23 protein-coding genes are annotated in these 25677 nt (G+C 61.3%); 15 read left to right on the top strand and 8 right to left on the bottom strand.

The genetic code is table 11. The annotated features are described in order from the left end of the window. Nucleotides 1-22: 22 nt before the first annotated feature. The 13 genes from AUP74_RS16085 to AUP74_RS16025 all read left to right on the top strand — a co-directional run bounded on the left by AUP74_RS16085 (nucleotide 23) and on the right by AUP74_RS16025 (nucleotide 14809). The gene (locus tag AUP74_RS16085) at nucleotides 23-700 is read left to right on the top strand and encodes a phosphoribosylanthranilate isomerase (protein ID WP_069948447.1); all 678 of its coding nucleotides are present in this window, start codon (nucleotides 23-25) and stop codon (nucleotides 698-700) included. Continuing rightward, nucleotides 697-1914, top strand: a complete 1218-nt coding sequence (gene trpB, locus AUP74_RS16080) for a tryptophan synthase subunit beta (RefSeq protein ID WP_069948446.1) — start codon at nucleotides 697-699, stop codon at nucleotides 1912-1914. The genes AUP74_RS16085 and trpB overlap by 4 nt, the downstream gene beginning before the upstream one ends. A gap of 12 nt (nucleotides 1915-1926) precedes the next feature. After that, on the top strand, nucleotides 1927-2742 hold the full coding sequence (gene trpA, locus AUP74_RS16075) for a tryptophan synthase subunit alpha (RefSeq protein WP_069948445.1): 816 nt from the start codon (nucleotides 1927-1929) through the stop codon (nucleotides 2740-2742). 162 nt (nucleotides 2743-2904) lie between these two features. Further along, the gene (gene accD / locus AUP74_RS16070) at nucleotides 2905-3759 is read left to right on the top strand and encodes an acetyl-CoA carboxylase, carboxyltransferase subunit beta (protein WP_069948444.1); all 855 of its coding nucleotides are present in this window, start codon (nucleotides 2905-2907) and stop codon (nucleotides 3757-3759) included. A 160-nt stretch (nucleotides 3760-3919) separates the two neighbouring features. Continuing rightward, on the top strand, nucleotides 3920-5182 hold the full coding sequence (folC, locus tag AUP74_RS16065) for a bifunctional tetrahydrofolate synthase/dihydrofolate synthase (RefSeq protein ID WP_069948443.1): 1263 nt from the start codon (nucleotides 3920-3922) through the stop codon (nucleotides 5180-5182). Further along, complete coding sequence (locus AUP74_RS16060; protein WP_083261060.1) at nucleotides 5169-5810, top strand: SPOR domain-containing protein; 642 nt, start codon at nucleotides 5169-5171, stop codon at nucleotides 5808-5810. The genes folC and AUP74_RS16060 overlap by 14 nt, the downstream gene beginning before the upstream one ends. Nucleotides 5811-5945: 135 nt before the next feature. Continuing rightward, nucleotides 5946-6446 (top strand): CvpA family protein, encoded by a 501-nt coding sequence (locus AUP74_RS16055; RefSeq protein ID WP_069948442.1) that lies wholly within the window; start codon nucleotides 5946-5948, stop codon nucleotides 6444-6446. Nucleotides 6447-6585: 139 nt separating this feature from the next. Further along, on the top strand, nucleotides 6586-8073 hold the full coding sequence (gene purF / locus AUP74_RS16050) for an amidophosphoribosyltransferase (protein WP_069948441.1): 1488 nt from the start codon (nucleotides 6586-6588) through the stop codon (nucleotides 8071-8073). 160 nt (nucleotides 8074-8233) lie between these two features. Further along, nucleotides 8234-9421, top strand: a complete 1188-nt coding sequence (locus tag AUP74_RS16045; RefSeq protein ID WP_069948440.1) for an O-succinylhomoserine sulfhydrylase — start codon at nucleotides 8234-8236, stop codon at nucleotides 9419-9421. Nucleotides 9422-9587: 166 nt separating this feature from the next. Continuing rightward, the gene (locus AUP74_RS16040; RefSeq protein WP_069948439.1) at nucleotides 9588-10499 is read left to right on the top strand and encodes an AAA family ATPase; all 912 of its coding nucleotides are present in this window, start codon (nucleotides 9588-9590) and stop codon (nucleotides 10497-10499) included. A gap of 2 nt (nucleotides 10500-10501) precedes the next feature. Continuing rightward, nucleotides 10502-11503 carry a DUF58 domain-containing protein gene (locus AUP74_RS16035; protein WP_083261059.1) on the top strand — a complete coding sequence of 334 codons (1002 nt, stop codon included), beginning with the start codon at nucleotides 10502-10504 and terminating at the stop codon, nucleotides 11501-11503. Next, entirely contained in the window at nucleotides 11500-13539 is a 2040-nt protein-coding gene (locus AUP74_RS16030; protein ID WP_069948438.1) for a transglutaminase TgpA family protein, read from the top strand. The genes AUP74_RS16035 and AUP74_RS16030 overlap by 4 nt, the downstream gene beginning before the upstream one ends. A 52-nt stretch (nucleotides 13540-13591) precedes the next feature. Then, nucleotides 13592-14809 carry an MFS transporter gene (locus AUP74_RS16025; RefSeq protein WP_069948437.1) on the top strand — a complete coding sequence of 406 codons (1218 nt, stop codon included), beginning with the start codon at nucleotides 13592-13594 and terminating at the stop codon, nucleotides 14807-14809. 21 nt (nucleotides 14810-14830) lie between these two features. On the opposite strand, the gene AUP74_RS16020 is transcribed toward AUP74_RS16025, so the two are convergent. From AUP74_RS16020 to arsC, 8 genes are all read right to left on the bottom strand, one after another. After that, nucleotides 14831-16588, bottom strand: coding sequence for a sugar phosphorylase (locus tag AUP74_RS16020; protein ID WP_069948436.1), 1758 nt, complete (start codon nucleotides 16586-16588; stop codon nucleotides 14831-14833). Nucleotides 16589-16601: 13 nt separating this feature from the next. Then, nucleotides 16602-17825: a glycosyltransferase family protein gene (locus AUP74_RS16015; RefSeq protein WP_069948435.1), complete on the bottom strand. Its 1224-nt coding sequence runs from the start codon at nucleotides 17823-17825 to the stop codon at nucleotides 16602-16604. 84 nt (nucleotides 17826-17909) lie between these two features. Continuing rightward, entirely contained in the window at nucleotides 17910-18827 is a 918-nt protein-coding gene (locus AUP74_RS16010; RefSeq protein ID WP_069948434.1) for an HAD-IIB family hydrolase, read from the bottom strand. Between the two features lie 475 nt (nucleotides 18828-19302). After that, nucleotides 19303-20025 (bottom strand): glycine zipper 2TM domain-containing protein, encoded by a 723-nt coding sequence (locus tag AUP74_RS17110; protein WP_083261058.1) that lies wholly within the window; start codon nucleotides 20023-20025, stop codon nucleotides 19303-19305. 185 nt (nucleotides 20026-20210) lie between these two features. After that, a complete protein-coding gene (gene sppA / locus AUP74_RS16000) occupies nucleotides 20211-22073 on the bottom strand; it encodes a signal peptide peptidase SppA (RefSeq protein ID WP_069948433.1) in 1863 nt (620 codons plus the stop codon). A gap of 151 nt (nucleotides 22074-22224) precedes the next feature. Continuing rightward, entirely contained in the window at nucleotides 22225-22572 is a 348-nt protein-coding gene (locus AUP74_RS15995; protein ID WP_069948432.1) for a DUF2069 domain-containing protein, read from the bottom strand. Continuing rightward, nucleotides 22569-23183, bottom strand: a complete 615-nt coding sequence (gene wrbA / locus AUP74_RS15990; protein ID WP_069948431.1) for an NAD(P)H:quinone oxidoreductase — start codon at nucleotides 23181-23183, stop codon at nucleotides 22569-22571. Before wrbA ends, AUP74_RS15995 begins: the two co-directional genes overlap by 4 nt. After that, nucleotides 23183-23527, bottom strand: coding sequence for an arsenate reductase (glutaredoxin) (gene arsC / locus AUP74_RS15985; protein ID WP_069948430.1), 345 nt, complete (start codon nucleotides 23525-23527; stop codon nucleotides 23183-23185). The genes wrbA and arsC overlap by 1 nt, the downstream gene beginning before the upstream one ends. A gap of 240 nt (nucleotides 23528-23767) precedes the next feature. Here arsC and AUP74_RS15980 point away from each other — a divergent pair, with 240 nt between their 5' ends. Both AUP74_RS15980 and AUP74_RS17320 read left to right on the top strand, forming a co-directional pair. Further along, nucleotides 23768-25159: a YihY family inner membrane protein gene (locus AUP74_RS15980; RefSeq protein ID WP_083261057.1), complete on the top strand. Its 1392-nt coding sequence runs from the start codon at nucleotides 23768-23770 to the stop codon at nucleotides 25157-25159. A gap of 43 nt (nucleotides 25160-25202) precedes the next feature. Beyond that, nucleotides 25203-25559 (top strand): TlpA family protein disulfide reductase, encoded by a 357-nt coding sequence (locus AUP74_RS17320; protein ID WP_069948429.1) that lies wholly within the window; start codon nucleotides 25203-25205, stop codon nucleotides 25557-25559. The last annotated feature ends 118 nt before the right edge of the window (nucleotides 25560-25677 follow it).

Here is a 25677-nt window from a genome sequence, read left to right as displayed (position 1 = left end):
TCTGGTCGAGCGCGGTTAAGCAATGCGAGTAAAAATCTGCGGCATTACCTGTGTCGGGGACGCCGAGATGGCAGCGGCGGCCGGAGCCGATGCGCTTGGCCTGGTTTTTTATGAAAAGAGCCCGCGCTTTGTGACACCAGAGCAGGCGGCGGAAATTGCCCATGGCGTGCCACCTTTTGTGCAGCTGGTCGGACTTTTCGTCGATGCCCATCCCGAGCGGGTGCGCGAAATCCTCGCTGCGGTGCCCCTGAACCTGCTGCAATTTCACGGCAGCGAAACCGCTCCTTACTGCGAACAATTTCGGCGTCCATATATCAAGGCGCTGCGTATGAAGCCGGGAGTGGATGTGAATGCGGCCATGGCTGCCCATCCACGCGCGCGCGGATTTCTGCTCGATGCGTACCGGGCCGGTGTGCCCGGTGGCACCGGTGAGTCTTTCGACTGGCAGCGGGTGCCCCGCGACAGTGGCAGGCAGATTGTGCTGGCCGGGGGGCTGAACCCTGACAACGTCGCCGAGGCGATTCGTGTGGCAGGTCCCGGAGCGGTGGATGTGAGCGGTGGTGTTGAAATGGCGCCGGGCAGGAAGGATAGGCAGCGAACGGCAGCATTCGTGCGCGCTGCGAAAGAGGTCGGAAAATCGATGAGCGCCGGCGGGCCTGACTACGTCGGTGCGGGCAAGTGTGAAGGAGTAGAGAAGTGAGCGATCGCAAACCGGTGGATTATTCCGCATTTCCGGATGCCCGGGGGCACTTCGGTCCCTACGGTGGACGTTTCGTTTCCGAGACGTTGATCGACGCGCTGGACCACCTGCAGGAGATGTACTTCCGCCTGAAGGACGATCCAGAGTTTCAGGCCGCATTTGATTACGACCTGGCGCACTATGTGGGCCGGCCATCGCCGCTGTACCTGGCGGAGCGGCTGACCGAGCGCGCGGGTGGCGCGCGCATCTGGTTGAAGCGCGAGGACCTCAATCACACTGGTGCCCACAAGGTGAACAACACGGTGGGGCAGGCGCTGCTGGCCAAGCACAGTGGTAAGCGTCGGGTGATCGCCGAGACCGGCGCAGGCCAGCATGGCGTAGCCACTGCCACGGTGGCTGCCCGCCTGGGGCTGGAGTGTGCTGTCTACATGGGTGCCGAGGACGTGAAGCGCCAGTCTCCCAACGTCTACCGCATGAAGCTGCTGGGGGCGGAAGTGATTCCGGTGGAGTCCGGTTCCAAGACCCTCAAGGACGCCATGAATGAGGCCATGCGGGACTGGGTCACCAATGTGGACGACACTTTCTACATCATCGGTACCGTTGCCGGGCCGCATCCCTACCCGCAGCTGGTGCGGGATTTCAACTCGGTGATTGGCCGCGAGGCGCGCCGGCAGAGCCTGGAAGAGTTCGGCCAGCTGCCGGATGCCCTGGTGGCCTGTGTCGGCGGCGGCTCCAATGCCATGGGCCTGTTTCACCCATTCCTGAATGACAGTGACGTGGAGATGTACGGTGTCGAGGCCGGCGGTGATGGCCTGGAAACAGGTCGCCACGCGGCGCCTCTCAGTGCCGGTATCCCGGGTGTGCTGCACGGCAACCGCACTTACCTGATGGAAGATGAGGATGGCCAGATCATCGAAACCCACTCCGTCTCTGCCGGTCTGGACTATCCGGGCGTCGGCCCCGAGCACGCCTGGCTGAAGGATATCGGTCGCGTGCAGTACGTGGCCGCCAATGATACCGAGGCGCTGGATGCATTCCGGGCCCTGACCCGCACTGAGGGCATCCTGCCGGCCCTGGAGTCCAGCCACGCGGTTGCCTATGCGCTGAAGCTGGCGGCCACCATGCAGCCGGAACAGAACATAGTCGTGAACCTGTCCGGGCGCGGCGACAAGGATATCTTTACCGTTGCCGCCATTGACGGCATCGAGGTCTGAGGGGGACAGACGTTGAGCGAGCAAGCTGAGAACCGCATTGACCGCCGTTTTGCCAAGTTGCGTACCGAGGGTCGCAAGGGGCTGGTGACTTATATCGTTGCCGGTGACGGTGGCATCGAGAATACGGTGCCGCTGATGCACCAGTTGGTGGCTTCGGGCTCCGACCTGATCGAGCTGGGGGTGCCTTTTTCAGACCCCATGGCGGAGGGGCCGGTCATCCAGAAGGGACATGAGCGTGCTCTGGCCCAGAAGGCTTCCCTGCGTCGCTGTCTCGAGATGGTGGCGGAATTCCGGCGTGAGGACGCGGAAACGCCCGTCATCCTGATGGGGTATGCCAACCCCATCGAACGCATGGGGGCGGAGGTGTTTGCCGATGCCGCCTGCGAGGCGGGCGTGGATGGTGCACTGACTGTGGACCTGCCGGCGGAGGAGGCGGGGCTGCTTAGTGGACTGCTGGCAGAACGCAAACTGCGCAATATCTTCCTGCTGACCCCCACGACCAGTGAGGAGCGCATCCGCGCGATTACCGAGCTGGCCAGCGGTTTTATCTACTACGTTTCCCTTAAGGGGGTTACCGGCGCGGGCAACCTGGACCTGGACTCCGTACGGGAGAATCTGGCCCGGATTCGCCGCCATACCGACCTGCCGCTGTGCGTCGGCTTTGGAATCAAGGATGGGGCCTCCGCCCGCGCAGTAAGCGTCGATGGCGATGGCGCCGTGGTGGGCAGTGTGCTGGTATCGGCGATCGGTGAGGTCGGTGACGGTGCCCAGGCACGTGACCGTGTGGCGGAACTGGTTGCCGAAATTCGGGGTGAACTGGACCGCTGACACCCAAGAGTGCGACCATGAAGTCAGGCTTGGCCAGAAAGCCAAAAATAGCGGCTGAACTGGCCAAGTGGATCGTCTCAGATAGTGTTTTAATTCTCTCCTTTTGCGCCATCTGCCGGTTGGCAGGAATTGGCCAACACAGAATCGGGATTGGGTAACGAGATGAGCTGGTTAGAGAAAATTGTTCCCGCAGTCATTCGCACCGAGCGCCGTCCCGGCGCCAGCAAAGTGCCGGAGGGTGTCTGGAAGAAGTGCGTCAAGTGTGACGCGATGCTCTATCGTCCGGAGCTTGAGCGCAATCTGGATGTCTGCCCGAAATGCGACCACCACATCCGCATCGGCGCCCGCCGCCGCCTCGATATCTTCCTCGATGAGGAGGGGCGTGAGGAGCTGGCCACCGACGTGGTGCCGGTTGACCGCCTCAAGTTCAAAGATGTGAAGAAATACAAGGATCGCCTCACTCAGGCCCAGAAAGCCACTGGTGAGAAAGATGCGCTGATCGCCATGCGCGGCACCCTCAAGGGCAAGCCCGTGGTGGCTGTAGCGTTTGAGTTCGCTTTCCACGGTGGTTCCATGGGTTATGTGGTGGGCGAGCGCTTCACTCGCGCAGCCCAGCGCGCGCTGGAAGAGCGGATTCCGCTGGTCTGTTTCTCTGCCACTGGCGGCGCCCGGATGCAGGAGGCCCTGATCTCCCTGATGCAGATGGCGAAGACGTCAGCGGTGCTGGAAAAAATGAAGATGGCCGGGGTGCCCTACATCTCGGTGATGACCGATCCGGTCTACGGTGGTGTTTCTGCCTCTCTGGCCCTGCTGGGCGATATCAATGCAGCCGAACCTGGTGCCCGCGCCGGTTTTGCCGGGCCGAACATCATTGAGCAGACCATCCGCCAGAAGCTGCCCAAGGGCTTCCAGCGCAGTGAGTTCCTGCTGGACCACGGTGCCATCGACATGATCATTCCGCGCGCTGATATGCGCGATACGCTGTCGCGCTTGCTCGGCAAACTGATGAATGACTGATCGCTGTCCGCTGAGCGAATCAGTGATATAGAAAGAAAGCATGAACGGGGCTCAGTGAGCCCCGTTTTGCGTTTCAATATCCCCCAGGTTGACCGCTGGCCACAGCGGGGACGTCTCCGGTAGGCTTTGCCCGCAAAGCAGTATTTGTGGAATGTGATTTATGAGCGATTTGCAGTCCTGGCTTGAGCGGCTCGAACGCCTGCACCCGACCGAAATCGAACTCGGCCTCAGTCGCGTGGCCTCGGTGGCAGAAACTCTCGGGGTACAGAAACCGGCCCCCAGAGTCGTCACCGTGGCAGGTACCAACGGCAAGGGATCCTGTGTGGCGACGATGGAGGCATTGCTGCTGGCTGGCGATCACACGGTGGGTGCCTACAGCTCCCCGCACCTGCTGCAATTCAATGAGCGTATCCGCATTGATGGTCAGGAAGTCAGTGACAGCGCGCTGGTTAAAGCCTTTGAGGCGGTTGATGCGGCGCGCGGCGCGACCAGCCTGACATATTTCGAATTCACGACCCTCGCCGCCCTGTGGCTGTTTCAGCGCGCCGGTGTCGAGGTGGCACTGCTGGAAGTGGGGCTCGGTGGTCGCCTGGATGCGGTCAACCTGGTGGATGCGGATGTGGCTGTGATCACCAGCGTCGCCATCGATCATGAGGCCTGGCTCGGCAGCGACCGCGAGGTGATCGGCCGCGAGAAGGCGGGCATCCTGCGTGCTGGCAGTCCTTTCGTGTGCGCGGATCCGGAGCCGCCGCTGTCCGTGTCTTCGGCCGCCGCGGGACTGGCGGCACCGGCCTGTTTTATCGGCCGCGATTTCACCGTCGAGGGGGATCGATACCAATTTGGCGACCTGGCGCTTGCCTTGCCCCCGGTCAGCCTGCCTCGGCCGAGCATTGCGGCGGCCATCACCGCACTGAAACTGCTGGGTAGCCTGCCAGCTGGTGGCGAGTCAGCCATTCGAGCGGCCATTGAGAGTATCCGGCTGCCCGGACGCTGCCAGCAGCTGACGTGGCGGGGCCGCCAGCTGTTGCTCGACGTGGGGCACAATCCCGCCGCTGCGGCTTACCTGGCGCGCTGGCTGGATGATCATCCCGTGTCCGGTCGCACCGTTGCCCTCGTCGCTGCGATGAGCGACAAGGACCTGCAGGGCTTGTTCCGACCGCTGGCCGGGCGTGTCGCGCACTGGCATCCAGCGGAATTGCCCGGTAATGACCGGGCGGCCAGTGTCGAGATGCTGTGGGAAGCCCTGCAGCAGGTTGGCGTGCCCGCGGAGGTTGTAGACCGCCATGACTCGGCAGTGGGGGAGGCCCTGACGCCGCTGGTGGATGCCATGGATGACGGAGACAGGTTGCTTGTCTTCGGTTCTTTCTTTACCGTTGCGGAAGTTTTACAGCGCGTAAGAGAACACGGCGATGGCGAGTCGTAACAATGACCTGAGCTCCACGGGGCGACTGAACGATGGCTTCAAACAGCGCATCGTCGGTGCCCTGGTATTGGTTGCACTTGCCGTGATCTTCCTGCCCAGCCTGTTCGATCGCGAGGGCGCGCGCTATATCGATATCACCAGCAAGATCCCGCCGGCGCCGGATATCCAGCCGATCGAAATCGCCCAACCGCAACCCGCTCAGGACGTGGCGCCCGCACCGGAGCCGGAAGCAGTGTTCCAGCCGGTCGCCGTGACCGGGCAATCGACGGCAGTTGAGCCCAAGCCGGAACCCCGGGAGGCCTCGCAGTCTGCCGCTGCAGCGCAGACAGAGACTGAAGCCGCAAAGCCGGCACCGGTCAAAAGGGAGCCAGTACTGGACGAACGGGGGTTGCCGCGCTCCTGGGTGGTTCAGGTCGCTTCCTATCGGGAACAGGTACGGGCCGACCGCCTGCGTGATCGCCTGATGGACGAGGGTTTCAAGGCATATACCCGCTCCGCGAGCACCGACAAGGGCACATTCGTGCGGGTTTATGTCGGACCCAAAGTGGACCGGGCGGATGCCGAGGCGACCAAGCAGGAACTGGATCAGCTGCTCGCGGCCCAGACGCTGGTGATGCGCCTCAAGTAATGCCACCTCGGTCCTCCTGTCCGGCAACGCTGACCAGCTGTTCGCACCACCGCCGCAGAGACCGCTGTTCAGCGGCCGCTACTCTGTTAGAATGCGCGCTCTTCGCGGCAGCCGCCGAGCGGCAGGTAAGGTGGAATGAACTGGGCTGACTGGACCATTCTGGCAATTGTGGCCATCTCGACCCTGATCGGCCTCAGCCGGGGCTTCGTGCGCGAAGTGCTGTCCATGCTCACCTGGGTTGCTGCCTTTATCGTTGCCACCATGTTTCGTGACGAGCTGGCGCCACTGCTGTCAAACCTTGTGGACACGCCATCTCTCCAGATCATCGCCGCTTTTGCCATCCTGTTTATTTTCACCCTGCTGGCCGGAGCCGGCCTCAACATGACCCTGTCGGCTTTTGTCGAGGCTACCGGGCTGTCCGGAACGGATCGGGTGCTGGGCATGGTATTCGGTCTGCTGCGCGGCGGTGTGGTGGTGATGGCTCTCCTGATCCTGGCGCCGGCGCTGGTGCCGGTGGAAGAGGATGGCTGGTGGCAGCAATCGGTGCTGATTCCGCATTTCCTCGAGTTCGAGGACCGCGCACGGGATCTCGCAGTGGCGATCAAGGATCTGTTTGTGGAGAGCGCTTCCGGCTGAGCCGGGGCGAAAGCGGGGAGAAAGCCGGTCATGACACCGGACCCGCAAGATTCTGGTGGCGATGGGATAGCTGCCGGTTTGTTGAATGAATTTTTTCCCGGGGTACTGAGTACCCCGCTCGACCAGTAGGGCTGAAACTATGTGTGGTATTGTCGGTATCGTCGGTAAGAGTGACGTCAATCTCCAACTCTACGATGCACTTACCCTGTTGCAACATCGTGGACAGGACGCCGCCGGCATCGTCACCTGCGATCGTGACCGCCTGAACCAGCAGAAGGCGAACGGCCTCGTCCGCGACGTGTTCCGCGCGCGGCATATGGAGAGACTGAAGGGTAACTTCGGCATTGGCCACGTGCGTTACCCCACCGCCGGCAGTTCCGGCCCGGCGCTGGCTCAGCCGTTCTACGTCAATTCCCCCTATGGCATCGCCATGGCGCACAACGGCAACCTCACCAACATGAAAGAGGTGGTCGACGAGATCTTCCAGCAGGACCTGCGCCACATCAACACCGATTCCGATTCCGAAGTGCTGCTCAACGTCTTTGCCCATGAGCTGCACAAGCTGGGCAAGCTGCAGCCGAAGGCCGAAGATATCTTTACTGCGATGCGCGCGGTGCACAATCGCGTTCGCGGTGGTTATGCCTGCGTCGCCCTGATCGTCGGCTACGGCATCGTCGCCTTCCGCGACCCCAATGGCATTCGCCCGCTCGTATACGGCAAGCGCGAGACCGACAAGGGCACCGAGTATATGGTCGCCTCCGAGTCTGTTGCCCTCGATGTGCAGGGCTACACGGTTGTGCGTGATGTGGCTCCGGGTGAGGCCATTTACATCGAGCTCGATGGGACGGTGCACGCTCAGGATTGTGCGGAGAATTCCAGCCTGACCCCCTGTATCTTTGAGCATGTCTACTTTGCCCGTCCGGACTCCATCATGGATGGTGTATCCGTACACAAGGCGCGCCTGCGTCAGGGCGAGCACCTGGCCGACAAGATTCTGCGCGAGCGCCCGGACCACGATATCGATGTGGTGATCCCGATTCCGGATTCCTCGCGCTCTGCCGGCCAGATGGTGGCACATCGCCTGGGGGTCAAGTTCCGTGAGGGACTGGTGAAGAACCGCTATATCGGCCGTACCTTCATCATGCCGGGGCAGAAGCAGCGCAAGAAATCCGTGCGACAGAAGTTGAACGCGATCGAACTGGAATTCCGCGGCAAGAACGTGCTGCTGGTGGATGATTCCATCGTGCGGGGCACCACCTGCAAGCAGATCATCCAGATGGCCCGCGAGGCGGGTGCCAACAAGGTCTACTTCGCCTCCGCCGCGCCAGCAGTGAAATTTCCGAACGTATACGGCATCGACATGCCGTCCTCGGAAGAGCTGGTCGCCCACGGCCGTACCACCGAAGAGGTGTGCGAGGTTATCGGTGCGGATTGGCTGATTTACCAGGATCTCGAAGATCTGATCGAGAGCTCCGGCGAGGGTAACAGTGCGATCGAGAAGTTCGACTGTTCCGTATTTAATGGTGACTACGTCACCGGAGATGTGGACGAGCAGTACCTGGAGCGACTGCATGCCGAGCGCAATGACCAGGCGAAAAACGGTAAGGGCAATCAGAGCCCGCTGTAACCTGGTTTGATGTCGACTGCTGAAAAGCCCGCGCTAATCCCGCGGGCTTTTTCGTTTTTGGCTCGATTGTCCCGTAAGGAAGAGGTGCGGCGGCAATATCGTTTACAATCGGCGTCTTTGCAGTAGTCTGTAGCAGACAATAACCCGGGACGGTGTGTGCATGTTTGAAGACGACGGTTACTCTCTGGAAACTCTGGCGGTGCGCGCCGGACAGGTTCGCTCCGAAGAGGGGGAACACTCAGAGGCGATCTATCTGACCTCCAGTTACGTATTCCCCTCTGCCGCGGAAGCTGCCGCGCGTTTTTCCGGTGAGAGTCCCGGCAACGTCTATTCGCGCTACACCAATCCCACGGTCCGCAACTTCGAACAGCGCATTGCGGCACTGGAGCAGGGCGAGGCGGCCGTGGCCACTTCCAGCGGAATGGCGGCGATTCTGAGTCTCTGTATGGCTCTGCTGAAAAGTGGCGACAAGGTGATCTGTTCCCGCAGCGTTTTTGGTACCACCACGGCGTTGTTTACCCGCTACATGGAAAAGTTCGGCGTGCGGGTGTCCTTCGTCGACCTCACGGATATGCAAGCCTGGCGGGATGCCCTCGACGGGGACACCAAGCTGTTGTTCATGGAGACTCCCTCCAACCCGCTGTGCGAAGTGGCCGATATCCGCGCGCTGGCCGATCTGGCGCACAGCGCCGGCGCCCAGCTGGTGGTGGATAACTGTTTCTGCACGCCGGCCCTGCAGCAACCGTTGACCCTGGGCGCCGATATGGTTGTGCACTCCGCGACCAAGTATCTGGACGGGCAGGGGCGCTGTGTCGGCGGTGTGGTGGTCGGCAAGAAGGCGGTGATGGACGAGCTGGTGATCTTCCTGCGCACCGCCGGCCCGAGTATGAGTCCATTCAACGCCTGGGTGTTTCTGAAGGGACTGGAGACCCTCAACCTGCGCATGCAGGCGCACTCGCGCAATGCGCTGGCTCTGGCCTGGTGGCTGGACGAGCAGCCCGCTGTGGAGAAGGTCAATTACACTGGCCTGCCAAAGCATGCCGGCCACCTGCTGGCAGCGAGCCAGCAGTCCGCTTTTGGCGGAGTGCTCAGCTTTACCGTTCGCGGCGGCCGTGAAGAGGCCTGGAAGGTGATCGACGCCTGCCGGATTTTCTCTGTGACTGCGAACCTGGGCGACGCCAAGAGCACCATCGTGCATCCGGCGACTACTACCCACGGACGCCTCAGTGAGGAGGAAAAGGACCGGGCGGGTATCACCGAAAATCTGATTCGTGTGTCTGTGGGCCTCGAGGATGTCGAGGACCTGCAGCGGGACCTGGCGCGGGGATTGACCCGGCTGGTTAAATAACGAGCGATAGGCGGCGAACCCCGCGGAGCGACGGGGGCTGCCACCTATGATTAAAGGTGGGGCTGTGTGCCGACTGCGAGTTGGTCAGCAGGACGTGCCGCAGGGGGTGCAGCGTTGTGAGAGACGCCACTCCCACTACTAAAAACTGAGCAGTAATGGATTAGCCGTGCAAAAGATTATTTCCGCCATCGTCTCCGATATTGGCAGGGTGTTGTTGGGCAAGGAGCGCCAGGTGAAGCTGGCGCTGGCATGCCTGCTCTCTCGTGGGCATCTGCTGATCGAGGATCTGCCGGGCATGGGCAAGACCACCCTGGCCCACGCCCTGGCCCAGGTGCTGGGGCTCTCCTACAACCGGGTACAGTTCACCAGTGATATGCTGCCGGCGGATATTCTCGGCGTCTCCATTTTCGAGCGCGACAACGGCAGTTTTCGTTTTCATGAAGGGCCGGTGTTCAGTCAACTGCTGCTGGCAGATGAGATCAACCGCTCGTCGCCCAAAACCCAGAGCGCGCTGCTGGAGGCGATGGAAGAGCGCCAGGTCAGTGTGGACGGTGAGACCCGCACGCTGCCGGATCCTTTCTTCGTCATTGCCACCCAAAACCCGCTGCACCAGTCCGGCACCTTCGCATTGCCCGAGTCCCAGCTAGACCGCTTCCTGATGCGGATCAGTCTCGGCTATCCCACCCGTGAGGCCGAGCGGGCACTGTTTCAGGGAGTGGATCCGCGCGCAGAACTGCGGCAGTTGAAGCCGCGCATTGACGGCTCTGCCCTCAAGCGTCTTCAGGCACTGGTTGGCCAGGTGAAGGCCTCCGACAGCGTGCTGGATTATCTCGAGCGCCTGGTCTCCTTTACTCGCCAGAGCCCGGATTGCAGCGTCGGCCTGTCTCCCCGCGGCGCGCTGGCACTGCTTCATGCGGCCCGTGCCTGGGCTCTGATCGATGGCCGCGGCCATCTGCTGCCGGAGGACATACAGGCTGTGCTGCCCTCGGTAGCGGGCCACCGCCTGCATAGTGAGAGTGGCGACGGTAGCCAGCTGGTGGAGCGCTTGATGCACCAGGTTGATGTGATCGCCGCATAGCAATGGGCGCCACTCACCGTGAATCGGCAACCGGGCTGCAGGGGCTGCGCGCGCGCTGGCAAGGTCTGACTGCCCGCTGGCTCGAGCGCCGGGCGCCGGCGGCGCGCAACGTCACCCTAGGCCATCGCAAGCTCTTCATCCTGCCTTCGCGAGCCGGGCTGGGCTTCCTGCTGGTCATCTTGCTGCTGTGGCTGCTCGGCACCAACTACGAAAATAACCTGGTGTTTGCGCTCGCCTTTCTACTGGTCAGCCTGTTCGCGGTGCTGCCGGTACATACCTTCGCCAATCTCTCCGGACTGACCATACGCTTGCTGGCGGCGCCACCGGCTTTCGCCGGCGATTACGCCCGGGCCCGCATCGCGGTGGGGCGCAATGAACATCGCCTGCGCGAGCATATCGAAATCGCCTGGCCGCCAGAGGAGGGTGCGCAACTGGATTTGGTCGATGCGGAATCGGCAGAGGTCGAGGTATCACTGCCGGTTAACCGGCGCGGCAAGGTGCGGGCTCCCAGGCTCAAGGTACAGAGTCGCTTTCCCCTGGGGCTGTTCCGCTGTTGGAGCCATGTAGATCTGGATATCGACTTTCTGGTGTACCCGGCTCCGAAAAACCTGGGGCCGCTGCCGCTGGGTGCGGCAGCGGGTGAGGGCAAGAGTCCCGAGCGCCGTCGCGGCGGTGACGATTTTGCCGGGCTGCGTCCCTATCAGCCCGGCCACTCCCTTCGACACGTGGCCTGGAAGCAGTTCGCCGGCGGGCGCGACCTGCACAGCAAGGAATACGATAGCGGCGCCGACACACGGCTCTGGCTGGACTGGGACCTACTGGCTGGCCGGGATGTGGAGACTCGTCTCAGCGGCCTCTGTCACTGGGTGCTCGAAGCCGAGCGGGCGCAGATTCCCTACGGCTTGAGGCTGCCCGGAACGACCCTGGCGCCGTCCCTGGGAGAGCCCCAGCGACAGCGGGCGCTGGCAGCTCTGGCGGAATTTCCTCTGCAGGGGGTTGAATGAGTCGACCTGAAGCCCTGCTGCCCCGGGAGAGCCTGCTGTGGATCTTCGCCGCACAGTTCACCGTGTTGCTGCCGCATTTTACGCGCCTGCCACTGTGGATTGTCCTCGGTTGGGCTCTGGCGGTGTTCTGGCGATTCGAGGTCTACCGCGGGCGGCGGGAGTTTCCCGGACGGCTGGTGAAACTGCTGGCGGTCGCCGTGGCCGTAGGCGGGCTGGCGCTGTCTTACCGGCGCTGGTTTGCGCTAGAGCCCATGGTGGCGCTGCTGGCGGTTTCTTTTGCCCTGAAGAACCTGGAGCTGCTCAGTCGGCGGGATGCCTTCCTGAGCCTGCTGCTGGCATATTTTGTTGCCGCGACCCTGTTTGTATTCGAGCAGACGATTCCCTATGCGCTCTACGGTGTTCTCGCCGCGGCAGTGGTGACTGCGGCGCTGGCAGCACAGATGGGTGGGCGCAGTGCCCGCCCGCGGCGGGCGTTCGGCCTTTCGCTGCGATTGCTGGCGCAGTCGGTGCCACTGATGTTGCTGCTGTTCGTGGTGATGCCGAGGCTCGGGCCCCTGTGGGCGGTGCCGCAGAACAGCGGCGGCGCCAGCACCGGGATCAGCGATTCGATGACACCCGGAGACTTCACCCGGCTGTCCAAGTCCGATCAGCCGGCGCTGCGGGTCGCCTTCGATGGACCGCTGCCACCGCCGGAGCAGCGCTACTGGCGCGGCCTGGTGTATTCCCATTTTGACGGCCGCCGCTGGAGCCAGGGATTTGGCGTGGATCCACGCGAGGGCGCGCCCGTCTCCTGGAAACAGAGTGAGAAGCCGCTGCCCGAAGTTGGGCCGCGTTACCGTTATCGGGTTATCCAGGAGGCCACCCGCAATCAGTGGCTCTTTGCCCTGGCGAGGCCGCACTCGGAGACCCAGGGGGTAGGGGAAACCCACGACGACCGCCTGGTGCGTTCGGTACCCGTCTATAGCCGTTTCGCCTACGACGTGCGCTCCTGGCCGCGAAGCAGTCTCTCCCAGGCCCCGGAACTGGGGGACTTCGAGCGCCGGCGCAACCTGCAGTTGCCCTCGGAGGGTAACGCCAGGGCCAGATCCTGGGCCCAGAGTCTGGCGCAGGAGCATTCGGACAGTGAGGCAATTTCTGCCGCAGTGCTGGAGTTCTTCAACCGTCACTTCACTTACACCCTCAAGCCACCGGCACTGGGGGTGGATTCCGTCGATGAGTTCCTGTTTGAAAGCCAGCAGGGGTTCTGTGAGCATTTCGCCAGCAGTTATGTGTTTATGATGCGTGCCGCCGGCGTGCCGGCGCGGGTAGTCGCCGGGTACCAGGGCGGCGAGTGGGTCGAGCAGGAAGAGTACCTGTTGGTGCGTCAGTACGATGCTCACGCCTGGGCGGAAATCTGGACCCCGGCGCGTGGTTGGCAGCGGGTGGATCCCACTGCGGCCGTGTCGCCGGAACGGATTCGCGACGGCCTGCAAAGCGCCGCGGCAGAAGAATTTATGGAAGATGCACTGCTGCCGTTGCATCGGTTTTCAGTACTGAACCGACTGCGATTGCAGTGGGACATGATCAACTACCGCTGGTACCAGACCGTCGTCAGTTTTGACAGTGACAGCCAGAAGAACCTCCTGCAGCGCCTGCTGGGAGAGGTTTCGCCGTTGCGTCTGGCCGCGTTTCTGCTCATCCCGGTGGGGCTCGGGCTATCGCTGTTGCTGGTGTGGTTGTGGTGGAGCGGCCGCGGTGAGCGGTTACCGAGGGCACAGCGTCTGTACCTGAAGTTTTGCCGCAGGATGGCGAAGGCCGGTATTCCGCGCCGATCCGGGGAGGGACCAAGGGACTTCGCCGATCGGGTGGCCGTAGAGGCGCCCAGGCTGGCGCCAATGGTGTCGGCGGTTACGGCAGCCTACGAGCGCGCGGCCTATGTAGAGGACCCGGCCGCGGAGCGGCAACTGAGCCGGTTGTTGCGTCAGTGGCGGATGGGGGCGATGCTCGCGGTCGCCCGGGCCAGCCGCGAGTTGCGCCATGGCGGGGCGCAGGTCTGAGCGCTCCATAGTGATTTCCCGAACCCAGGCGACCCGGTTGGCAAAAGGCACGATGACGGCAAGATTATCCAGATTCCTACTCGGCTATGGCGGCACCGCGCTGGCGACCGGGCTGCAGGTCATCCTGCTGCCCTGGATTGCCATCACGGTGGTTGACCTGCCGGCGCTGCATCTGGGATGGGTACAGGCCTCGGTGCTGTTGCCGAATCTGGTTTTCCTGCTGTTTGGCGGTGTACTGGCCGATCGCCGCGACCCGGCCCTGGTCGCCGGCCTGGCCTGTCTGGGACTCGCCCTGTGCCACAGTGCGCTGCTGCTGTACTTCTCCTACCGGGTACCGGAACTGCCGGTTCTGCTGCTCTATGGCATCAGCCTGGGAACCTGTACCGCCTTCCTGCAACCCGCCCGGGACAACCTGGTCCACCGCAGTGCGCATCCGGCCGAAACGCGCTCGGGACATAGTGGTGTGCAGCACACAGTGACCTGGATGATGCTGGCCCAGTACGGGGGGCAGGCGATAGGGATGTTACTGGCCAGCCGCTTCGACCAGTGGGGGCTGGAGAGACTATTGTCGATTCAGGTCTCGGTGTTGCTGGTAGCTGCGGTGCTGCTGTTCTCCCTGCGTCTCAGCTCCCGGGAGGGACCCCGCCGGCGGCAATTGCCACTGACGCTGATCGTCGAGGGGATGACCCAGGCCTGGCAGCGCCCGGCCCTGCGGGAACTGATTGCTCTGGTCGCCTTCAACGGCTTCGTTCACATCGGGGTCTTTCTGGTGGTGTTGCCGTTACTGGCGGAGGACTACGGTCGCGGCGCGAGCTATTACGCCACGCTCCAGTTGGCTTTTATTGCTGGCACAGTGATCGCGACAGTGACGATGCTGCGGCGCGGACAGGGGCAGGAGCCGGGTCGCGGTATTCTGATGTGCCTTCTTTACAGCGCTGCCCTGCTGGTGGCGATCAGCTTCGGCCCGACGCCGCTGGGACTTCTGGTGCTCTGTGCCCTGTGGGGTGTGGTTGCGGCAGCGTCGGCGGCACTGGGCCGCGCGGTGGTGCAAATCCTGGCACCGGAGGAATACCGCAGCCGTATCATCTCCATTTACCAGCTGGCACTATTCGGTTCGGCTGCCCTGGGGGCGCTGGCGGCTGGTGTCGTCAGTGAATACGCCGCGCCTTTCACCACCCTGCGCTGGGCGGGGATTGCCAGCCTGCTTGCGTTTGCGGTGTTACTCCTCAGCGGTGACCTGCGTCGCTACCGGGTGGAGAGCCACGACTGACACCACAGGTCCGGAAGCTGTCTACCAGCGGTTGGTAATCCACATCGTCTGGTAGGGAGCCAGGGTGATTTCCCCGATCATATCTTCGAACACCTCACCGGTGATTATGTCCTTCCACTGATCGATACCGATCAGGTTCAGGCTCGACAGCAGCACCAGCTGTTCCCGGTCGGAAATGTTATTGAGACAGAAAATACTCTGGCGGCGATCCAGGCTCTGGCGCCAGAAGGCGAATATCTGTTCCCCGAGGTGCAAAGTGAACTGCGTGGCATTGGGGTGGAAGGCCGCCTGTTCCCGCCGCAATTGAATCAGCTCGCGCAGGCGGTAGAACACCTGATGGTGATGGCTGCCCCTGTCGGCGAGTTGCTCGTTGAGTTGCTCTTCCTGCCACTGGCGGCGGTTGATGGCCCGATTGTGGCCGTGCTCTTCGACGCGCGCATAGTCATTGGTGGAGCCCACCAGGCTGTGGATGTAGAAGGCCGGGATGCCTTCCAATGCCAGCATGATGGCATGGGCGCAGATAAACCGTTCCAGCTGCCATTGATCCTCACCCGCGGTGGTACCGCGCAGGGCATCGTAGAGTGCGATGTTGATTTCATAGGGTTTCGCACTGCCGTCGTCCAGTGCCCGCCAGGAAATCTTGCCACCAAAGTTTTCCATCGTCTGGATCAATGCCTGTTGCTCATCGTCGCTGAGCAGCCCTTCAACAGGACGCAGCCCGATGCCGTCGTGGGAGGCGATGAAATTGAAGTAGGTCGTGCCGTTCTGGGCCGGCGGCATGCTCATCAGCCAGTTTTTCAGGTGGTGGCAATCGCCACTCACCAGGGTGTGTACCAGCAGCGGCGGCAGGGAGAAGTTGTAAATCAGGTGTGCTTCGTTGGCATTGCCGAAATAGGAAAGGTTTTCCCGGTTGGGAATGTTGGTTTCCGTGATGAGGATGGCATTGGGATCGGCATGCTCTACCAGCGTGCGCAACAGCCGCACAATCTCGTGGGTTTCCTCCAGGTTGATGCAGCTGGTACCGATTTTCTTCCACAGGAAGGCCACTGCATCGAGGCGAAAAATACGTACGCCCATATCCAGGTACAGGCGGATGATGTCCACCATCTCCAGCAGGACTTTCGGGTTGCGGAAGTCCAGGTCGATCTGGTCGTGGCCGAAAGTGCACCAGACACAGCGGCTCTCCTCGCCATTCTGTACCGACCGCAGCAGTGGAGTGGTACGCGGCCTGACAACGCCGCTCAGGTCCTCGTTGGGGTGTACGGTAAAGAAGTAGTCCCTGCCCGGATCCTTGTCCTGCTGGAAGTTCAGGAACCACTGATGCTGAGCAGAGCAGTGGTTGATCACCAGATCCGCCATCAGGTGGAAATCGGTGCTGATGCGCAGAATATCATTCCAGTCGCCGAGGCTCGGGTCCACTTGGCGGTAATCGATCACGGCAAAACCGTCGTCGCTGGAATAGGGGAAGAATGGCAGTATGTGCACGCTGTTGATCAGCATGGTGAAATGGGTTTTGAGGAAGTGGTGCAGCGTTTTCAGTGGATGCTGGTCACCGCTCTGGATCGTATTGCCGTAGGTGATGACCACCATGTCGGTCTCGTCCCAGAGGTTTTTATGGGGCAGTGGGGTCTGGCAGTCTTCATCGAGACGCATGACCTGCACCAGCTCTTCGGCAAGACCGCAGTCCTGAAGATGCGGGTAGATCACTTTCAGGTGGTCGCAGACTTTCTGCAGCAGCAGCTCTCTGATTGGCAGTTCGGTACTGTGTTGACTACTCATTGGCTTTCTTCGCTCAGGGGCTGAATTCCTGGAAATCTGCTTCGACGGCCTCGTTGAGCTCCATCAGGAACTCCGGCGCGGCGCTGGTGATTCGGCTCCAGCTGGGAATAAACGGTGTCTCCATCGGGTTCTCAAGGAAGGTCTGGCCCGCCTTCATCAGGTTGCGGGCGAACAGTTCCACGGTCTGCTCTTCTTTGTGAATATCGAAATCCAGGCCGTTCATGATGGCGTCATTTCTGTAGGTCTCGACAAAGTCCAGGGCGATGCGGAAGTAGGTGGCCTTGATGCTGCGGAAAATTTCCGAGGAAAACACGATGCCCTGGGTGGCGAGTTTGCGGAACAGGGACTTGGAGATGTCGATCGACATTTTAGATAACCCGCCCTGATCATCGTGGAAAGAGACGGTCTGGTGCTTGTGGTCGTAACTGTGTGCGATATCCACCTGACACAGGCGGTTGGTGGAATAATTGCGGTACATTTCCGACAGGACGCCGATCTCAAGACCCCAGTCGCTGGGAATACGCAGGTCGTTGATGACATCCCTGCGGAAGGAGAATTCTCCGGCCAGGGCGTAGCGGAAACTATCCATATAGTTCAGGTAGTCGGTGTGCCCATAGATCTTTTTCAGGGTGCGGATCAACGGCGTTACCAGCAGCCGGCAGACGCGGCCATTGATCTTCCCCGAGGCCACCCGCGAGTAGAAACCCTTGCAGAATTCATAGTTGAAATTGGGGTTGGCGACCGGGTAGAACAGTCGCGCCAGCAGCGAACGGTCGTAAGTGACGATATCGCAGTCGTGCAGTGCGACCGCTTCGCCCCGGCGCGAGGAGAGGATATAACCGAGGCAGTACCAGACATTGCGACCCTTGCCCGGTTCCAGTGGTGCCAGTCCTCGCTCCTGCAGCTTGGCATCCAGGTTCCTGAGACGCGGTCCATCATTCCAGAGAACCCGCACGTGTTGTGGCAGCTTGCTGAAAACCCGCATGGCTTCGCGGTACTGGCTTTCGTCGGCGCGATCCAGGCCGATTACGATTTCCGACAGGTAGGGGACGCGGGATAGCTCGTCGAGAATATTTGGCAGCGCCTCACCCTCAAGCTCCGAATACAGCGAGGGCAGGAGTAAGGACATCGGACGTTGCCGGGAGAATTCGATCAGCTCCCTCTCCATCTCTTCCAGTGGCCGGCGCGAAAGGTTATGCAGGGTGGTGATACTGCCGTTCTGGAAAAAGTCTGTCACTGTGCGCTCCTGGGATTACTTGAGTCCGGTTTTTCTTCTGGTGCAATCACCCGAAGTTATCTCTCGATCATGCTTCTCGGTCGGTTACTTATTTTTCGGCACTTTTGATTTTGCGGTACTTGTGGGAAACACCACCTCTCCGATGACCTCGCGCCAGCCGAGGGGCCCCTCTGCGTTGCTGACAATGACTTCCCGCCCGGGAGTCTTTTCGAGTTTCGGCGGTGGGCGATCGGCGGCACGGATGATGACGGCCACATTCGCCACTGCCAGCATGTCGAGGTCGTTCTCACTGTCCCCGGCGCAGATCAAAGCGATGTTCGTGCTGCCGTCGTTTTCGTAACAGCGCCGCAATAACTCCGTCGCCCGCCCCTTGTCTGTGGGGCCCTGCAGGTGCAGGAAGCGGCCGCCCTGCAGTGTGGCCAGGCCGGCGCTGCGGGCGCGCTCGCGAAAGGCTTTCCGCTCATCGTCAGTACCCTGCCAGAGCAGGGGCTCGGAATAGCGCCTTCGCTGGGCGAGCTCCGCCTGCTCTGCAGACAGACCGGTTGCTTCGACGATATCCGCGGTGGAGGCCCGGGAGAACGCGAGATAGGGGGCTCCGTGCTTGATGGCGTCTGCCTGAAGATAGCGCACCAGGGTATCGCGGGGCGTCCCCGTTTCCAGAATCAGGAACTCCGGGCTGCCGGGCTCGACAAAGGCATCAGCAACTGCAGTGGAAAAATAACCCGTGGGAATGAGTATGGCGGAGCCGTTCTCGCAGATAAAAGGGTGGCGGTTTTCGAGTTCCTGTCGCAGTGCAATCATCTCCGGGATGGTTTTGCTGCTGTTCAGCACGACAGGGATATCGGCTGCCTCAAGCGCCTGCAGCAGGGCGTCCACCGGCTGGTGGGAGTAGTCGAAGTGGTCGAGCAGGGTGCCATCCAGGTCGCTTACGACGAGCCATGAGCGTTTCGTCGTCCCGGTCGCTTCCTGATCGCATTGCGTATTCGAAGATTCCGCTGCCATCACTGCCCTGTCTCTGTGCGTTAACTAGAGATAATCCAAATTTAGTGCCAGAACCGCGAGGCACAGAAAATAGCCGGTTTCGCGGCATGGATTGTCACGATGTCCATCCGCGGATGGGTACGCCGCGTTCGGGATTGGTGATTTGCACCCAGCGGTGCACCGAAATGGTGATGCGTTTTCAGTATTCAAACTCTACTGCCTTACGCTGGGGCAAAGTAACCGCAGGACAGTGTTGGCGTGGAATAAGGCGTCTGATTGGAGCGGGACGACGGATCGCAGTCTTCACGCGGTGCGGACTGGACATGCCCGGCCCTGATCGTCTGTCGTTCAGGCAGTGCTTATGTCGACTGTAGCGGCCAGAGGGCGAGTGATTATCAGCGGCGGCCGGTCAGAGCGATAAAGTGGGAAGCGGCGAGAGTTGGATGAGGACTGAGAGGGGATGGCCGACCCGAAAACGGATCGGCCATATCAGTACTCAGAGGGACTGGATCCAGGTGCCGTCGGGCTGGCGGCAGGCAGTTCCCCTGGTGGACTGCGGGTTTCCTGCGCTCATGACTTCGGCAGTATAGGAGCGGCAGTACTGGTCACCCTGCTGGTGAACCGGGCCGGGGGTAACCGCATACTGCTGCTGGCCCTGGTCTCCCCAGGTAATACGCTGTCCCTCCGGGGCAAACTCGAGGGCCTGAGCCACGCAGGCCTGGTTACGGGCATCCATGCGGCGTCCCACTTCACCGCCGATCAGAACCCCCGCAATGGCACCGCCGATGGTCGCGGCGGTATTGCCCCGGCCATCACCGATCTGGTGCCCGATGACCCCACCGATGAGTCCACCGAGCACGCTGCCCACTTTTTCACTGTTGCAGCGGGTACTGGTGGGGCGCGGCGCCGGGCGCCACTCGGGGCGATATTCGGGCTCGGGCGCGCGGTCGTCAAACCAGGGGGGCAGAACCACCACCGCGGCGGGTTGGTGGTGATAGTGGCTTGGGCGGCACTTGCGCTCTTCCTTGTAGCTGCCGTCTCTCTCCCATTTGCGCTCGACTTTGCAGTTGCCGTCCCAGTATTCCTCCTTGGCCACATAGCGATCGTGCTTGTGGTGCTTGTGTTTCTTCCAGCCCCGTCCCTCGGGGGGCTCGGCGATGGCGGCAGCGGCGAGCCCGCAGGACAGCAGCACAACGGCAAGTCTGGTGAATGTTTTCATCGTCTCCTCGATTCTTCTGGTTCTGTGTGGCATCAGCCGGCACCCGCCGGTCGGGGGCAGGCGCACAGTTTAACAACCTGGGCGATAGAGACAGTTCTCAAATTGATAAGTTGCGAGGGGGGTCACTATTGAGGTGAGGTGCAGGTTCCACCAGGCCCGGGCACTGGCCCGGGCCTGGTGGTCCATCACGGTGCCATGCAGGCCATGCAGCGTGCGTAGATGGCACGGGGGTCGCGATAGCTCTGCAATTCAGCCAGCGGCTGCAGTGCAGGCTCCAGGCTGCTGAGCCAGGCGCCCAGCGGCAGGTTGGACTGGATGCCGGCGGCAATACGGGCGTCGATATTTTCTGACAGGGTGCGCATGAAGCGCTCACCCGGGGTCAACTCACGTTTGATCTCGATCAGCTCATAGTCCTCCAGCTCAGCGAGCCTGGCAGCGCCGGCAATGGCGTCGTTGAGGTTGCCCAGTTCGTCCACCAGGCCCAGCTGCTGGGCCGTACGGCCGGTCCAGACCTGTCCCTGGGCGATCTTGTGGACCTCTTCCGGAGTGCTGCTGCGGGCTTCGGCCACAATGCGTAGGAAGCGGTCGTAGGTGTTCTCCACACCCAGCTGCAGGACATCTGCCGCCGCTTCTGGCAGCGGCCGGTCGAGGCGCATGGTACCGGCCAGGTCCGAAGTGCCGACCCCGTCGTTGAAGATGCCGATGGACTCGAGGGAGTCCTCGAAGGTCGGGAACGCGCCGAATACACCGATGGAGCCGGTAATGGTCGAGGGCGTCGCCCAGATTTCGTCCCCGCCGGCGGCGATCCAGTATCCGCCTGAGGCCGCGACGCTGCCCATGGATACGACCACGGGGATACCGGCCTCGCGTGTAGCCAGCAGCTCCTGGCGGATGGCCTCGGAGGCGAACGCGGAGCCACCACCGCTGTCGATGCGCAGCACCAGGGCCGCGACATCTTTTTCCCTGGCCTGCGCGATGAGGTTGCCCAGAGTCACACTGCCGATCTGCCCGGCCGGTGCCTCGCCGTCGACGATGGCGCCGGAGGCGCTGATCAGGGCGACTTTACTCGAGCCGGGCTTGGGTGCGAGTTGTGTCAGGCGCTGGTGGCGGAGATAGGGTTGGGCATCGATGGACTTGTAAGTCTGGTCGTCGTCCCCGGCTCCGATCTTTTCCTGCAGCGCTTTCACCGCCACCCGGCGGCTGGCGAGCTGGTCTACCAGCTGGTTGGCGAGTGCGGCCTCCGCCCAGCTACCGTTCTGGTCGCGAAGGTTCTGCGGCAGCTGTTCGATAAAGATGTCGATGGCCTGCGGCGGCAGGTTGCGCAGGCCCGTCACCTGCTCGGTGTACTCACCCCAGAGTTCGTGCAGCCAGCGCTGGTTGTTCTCCCGCGAGGCGGGGGACATGTCGTCGCGGGTATAGGGTTCGATGAAATCCTTGTAATCACCGACCCGGAAAACATGGAAGTTTACCTTCAGCTTGTCCAGTGCGGATTTGAAGTAATTACGGTAGGCGCCAAAGCCGTTGAGCAGCACTGAGCCCATGGGGTTGAGGTAGATTTCGTCGGCATGGCTGGCGAGGAAATACTGTGCCTGGGTGAAGTTGTCCCCAATCGCATATACCGGCTTGTCGGTGGACTTGAAACGCTGCAGGGCCGCGCCGACTTCCTCCAGTTTGCTGAGGCCGCCACCCATGAGGTAGTCCAGCTCCAGTACGATTGAGGAAATACGCTTGTCCTTGGCCGCATAATCAATCGCATCCACCAGGTCTTTGACCCGGGTTTCCACCGGGCCGGGGGGGCCGCCGAGAAAAGCAGGCAGGCCGCGAGGCGGCGAGCGCTCATCGACGAGGAATCCAGTGGGGGCCAGCTTCAGGGCGGCGCCCTGGGGCACTGTCAGTCGTTCTTCCTTGCCGAAAATGGCAGCAAAAACAAACAGCAGAAGGAGTAGGAACAGCAGGTTGGTAAAGACCCGGCGCAGCCAGGTAATGGCACCGCCGATGGCCCCGAAGAAGCGACGGATGAGTCCTTTTTTATGGGTTGAGTCAGTCAAACCTCGTTACTCCTTAGCGCGTTCCGTTTCTGGCCTTGGCGCGTTGTTGTAATTTTCGGGCCCTGGTTAGCCACCACGGCAAGACCCGTGCCGGACAACCCGGGTTTGGCGACTGCAGCATTTGACTGCGCCGCGGAAGCCGTAAGCCCCACTACTGTGCGTTTTGCCAGCGACTGGTCATCATTGCGGAAATGAACAGGGTAAGGCTTAACACCACCAGAACACCATGCTGCCAGCCGCGAGTAGGCATCATTACGTCGACTACGGATGCGCAGATGTATAGCAGCAGGATAAAACAGAGCCACAACAGACTGCGCGAACGCCGCTTTAGCATCCCCGGCAGTACCAGCAGCAGCGGCACTGTCTGCAGAATCCAGAGTTTGATGGAGCCGCCAGGGATGAACAGGTTCCAGGCCACAAAAAGCAGCAACATGCCGACATAGCAAATCCAGTTGAGCCGCCAGCCAATCGCCAGCTTGCGCTGTAAGTCTTCGCTCATCGTCCGCCCTCCAGTTTCTGTGCCAGCTTGCCAACCCTTGCGCCCAGCGCGCGGCAGAGACTGCGCTCCTCCTCGCTGAGCTCATGGTCCCCGCCTCCCGACCAGTGAGAGGCCCCGTAGGGGGTGCCGCCGGTGCGGGTGTGCATCAATTCGGCTTCAGAGTAAGGGATACCGGCGATCACCATGCCCTGGTGGAGGAGCGGCAACATCATCGACAGGAGTGTGCTCTCCTGACCGCCGTGGAGGCTGCCGGTGGAGGTGAATACTCCGGCCGGTTTCCCGGCCAGACTGCCGTCGAGCCACATGTCTCCGGTCTGGTCGAGGAAATAGCGCAGTGGTGCGGCCATGTTGCCGAAGCGGGTCGGACTACCCAGCAGCAGGCCAGCGCAGTGTCGCAAGTCGTCGTTGGTGCAATAGGGCGCGCCTTCGTCTGGTACTGGAGGCAAACTGGCGTCCGTGTCAGGCGACACACTGGGTACAGTGCGCAACCTGGCTGCAATACCCGAGGACTCCACGCCACGGGCGATTTCCGCCGCCATTCTGGCTGTGGAACCGCTACGGCTGTAGAAGAGAACGAGAACGTAGGCATCTCCACCTGCGTTGTTCGGCATCAGAGGAGCTCCAGCACGTTTTCCGGTGGCCGTCCCAGCACGGCCCTGTCATCGCAAACCACAATCGGACGCTGGATCAGTTTCGGGTGGCTGGTCATGGCCTCGATCAGCTGCGCGTCCGTCAACTGCGGATCCTTCAACTGCAGTTCTTTGTAGGCGTCCTCACCGGTGCGCAACAGGTCGCGGGCGCCGATACCCAGCTTATTCAGCAATTCAACCAGTGTTTCGGCAGACGGAGGGGTTTCCAGATAGAGAACCACTTCGGGTTCGATGCCATTTTCTTGCAGCAGCTGCAGGGTTTGGCGGGATTTTGAACAACGTGGGTTGTGGTAAATCGTCCACATATCAACGGTATCCTGTTAAGGTTTGGCGTATTCTAACCGAATAGGTGCAGCGAGTTCACAGTGGTTCGGCTCGCAGCGCAGACCGGGATAAAAGCCCCTGCCCGCAAAAAGGCAGTGGATATATACCGGGTCGTTGCCGAACGGCTGCGGGTTAAGGGATCAAATGGCCGGTCAGGGTTCGGGCTGAAGCACCGCTCCGCGCTCCGGCGGCCCGAATAGGGCAGGAAAACGGAAGACACCATGACGGAGACCGTGCAACGCTGGCGACGCTTTCTCGTATCGCTATGGGCACTCTTTAACGAGAAGAACTGCCGCCAGAGCGCCGCTGCCCTCACCTACATGACGCTGTTCGCCATCGTTCCGCTGGTGACGGTCAGTTACGCCATGCTGTCCCTGTTTCCGGATTTTGCAGGGCTGGAGGACAAGCTCCAGGAGCAGATCTTTTCGCACTTTGTACCGGAGAGCGGGCGCGAGGTGCAGGAATACATCAGTAACTTTTCTGCCCAGGCGCAACGCCTGACCGGGCCCGGTATTGCGATACTACTGGTGACTGCGGGCCTGATGCTGCGCAACATTGAAGATACATTCAATGCAATCTGGGATATCCCCCGCGGGCGCAGTGGTGTCTCCAGTTTCCTGCTCTATTGGGCTGTGCTCAGTCTCGGGCCAATCCTGCTGGGCGCCGGCTTGGCAGCCACCACATACTTATTCTCGCAGAGGGTCTTTCTCGAAGAGAGCGACACCCTGGGGCTGCTGCCAATACTGCTCGGTATTGTGCCCTGGTTGTTCAATGCCATCGCCTTCACGCTACTGTTTATCGCCGTACCCAATTGCCGTGTGCCGTTCAAGCATGGCATCGCCGGTGGAGTCATCACGGCCTTTGCCTTTGAGGTCGCGAAGAACCTGTTCGGCATTATGGTGGCCCGGAGTTCGGTGCAGGCAATCTATGGCGCCTTCGCGTTCGTACCACTGTTTTTGATCTGGATTTACCTGATCTGGATGATCATCCTTGCCGGTTGCGTATTGGTCCGGACGTTGTCCGTCTATCATGCAGCGAGCCAGGATCGCCAGTATTCGGATGTGATGGCCTCGATGGTGTTGCTGTGGGAGACCTACAAACGCTACCAGGGTGGTCAGCCCCTGCGGGAGTCAGATATCTCGCGGGCCGGGATCAAGCCGTCCCAGTGGCGACGTATTCGTAAGGTGCTGCAGGACAAGAAAGTTATCACCCAGACCGAGCGCAATGACTACGTACTGCTCCGTGACCTGGATTCGATCGAACTGATGGACCTCGTCAACTGGCTGCACCCGAGTCCAATCTCCGGCCGCAGCCACCGGGACTTTCATGGTCAGCCCTGGTACGACGCCGTCGAGGCGCGTTTTACCGAGTCTCAGGACTTTGCCGATGAGAAGCTGTCGGTAAAGCTGGGGGATATTTACAGTGAGGCCTGGAAGCAGGATGGTGACGGTCCCAGCGGTACACCCGGGGAGCCGACATCCGAAAAGAAGGCAAGCCAGACAAAAAATACCAAAACTGGTAGCAAGCGTGGAGGAAGCAGTGGCAAGTCGAAGTCTGATCCGGACTCCGTGGGCAGTCTGTCTGTGGTTAGTCGTCGCAATAAGCGGGTGTGAGCGCACCGATTCAGTAGCATTCCGAACCGTCGGCGGAGAAACTGTGGAAACCTCCGGCAAAACCCTGCTGATCAATTACTGGGCCGAGTGGTGCAAGCCCTGCCGCGAAGAGATTCCCGAGTTGAATGCCATCGCCGCCGAACACGACGACATTCTGGTCCTGGGGGTCAACTACGACGCTCTCCCCGCAGAGGAAATCGCCGCGCAGGCTGAGAAGTTGGGCATTGAGTTTCCGGTGCTGGCCGACGATCCCGCCACTCTCTGGCAGCGCCCGCGGCCGCAGGTGCTACCCAGTACCTTCGTCATTGGACCTGACAATCGCTGGAAGGCCACCCTGGTCGGCCCGCAAACGGCTGCGTCGCTGGTATCTGCGCTGGGGCTCGACTCTGGCACGGAATGAGTCGCGGCACGCATAACGCTATAACCAATGCGTATTAAGTGACCTTTGCCATCGCTGTTAGGATGCCCGCCAAAATTTTTCAGTGATTTTCGGGAAGTTCACAGCGGAATTAAGTTCT

Source organism: Microbulbifer aggregans, assembly GCF_001750105.1.
In the GTDB taxonomy this organism is placed as follows: Bacteria; Pseudomonadota; Gammaproteobacteria; order Pseudomonadales; family Cellvibrionaceae; genus Microbulbifer; species Microbulbifer aggregans.
This window is presented reverse-complemented; position numbering and strand designations above follow the sequence as displayed.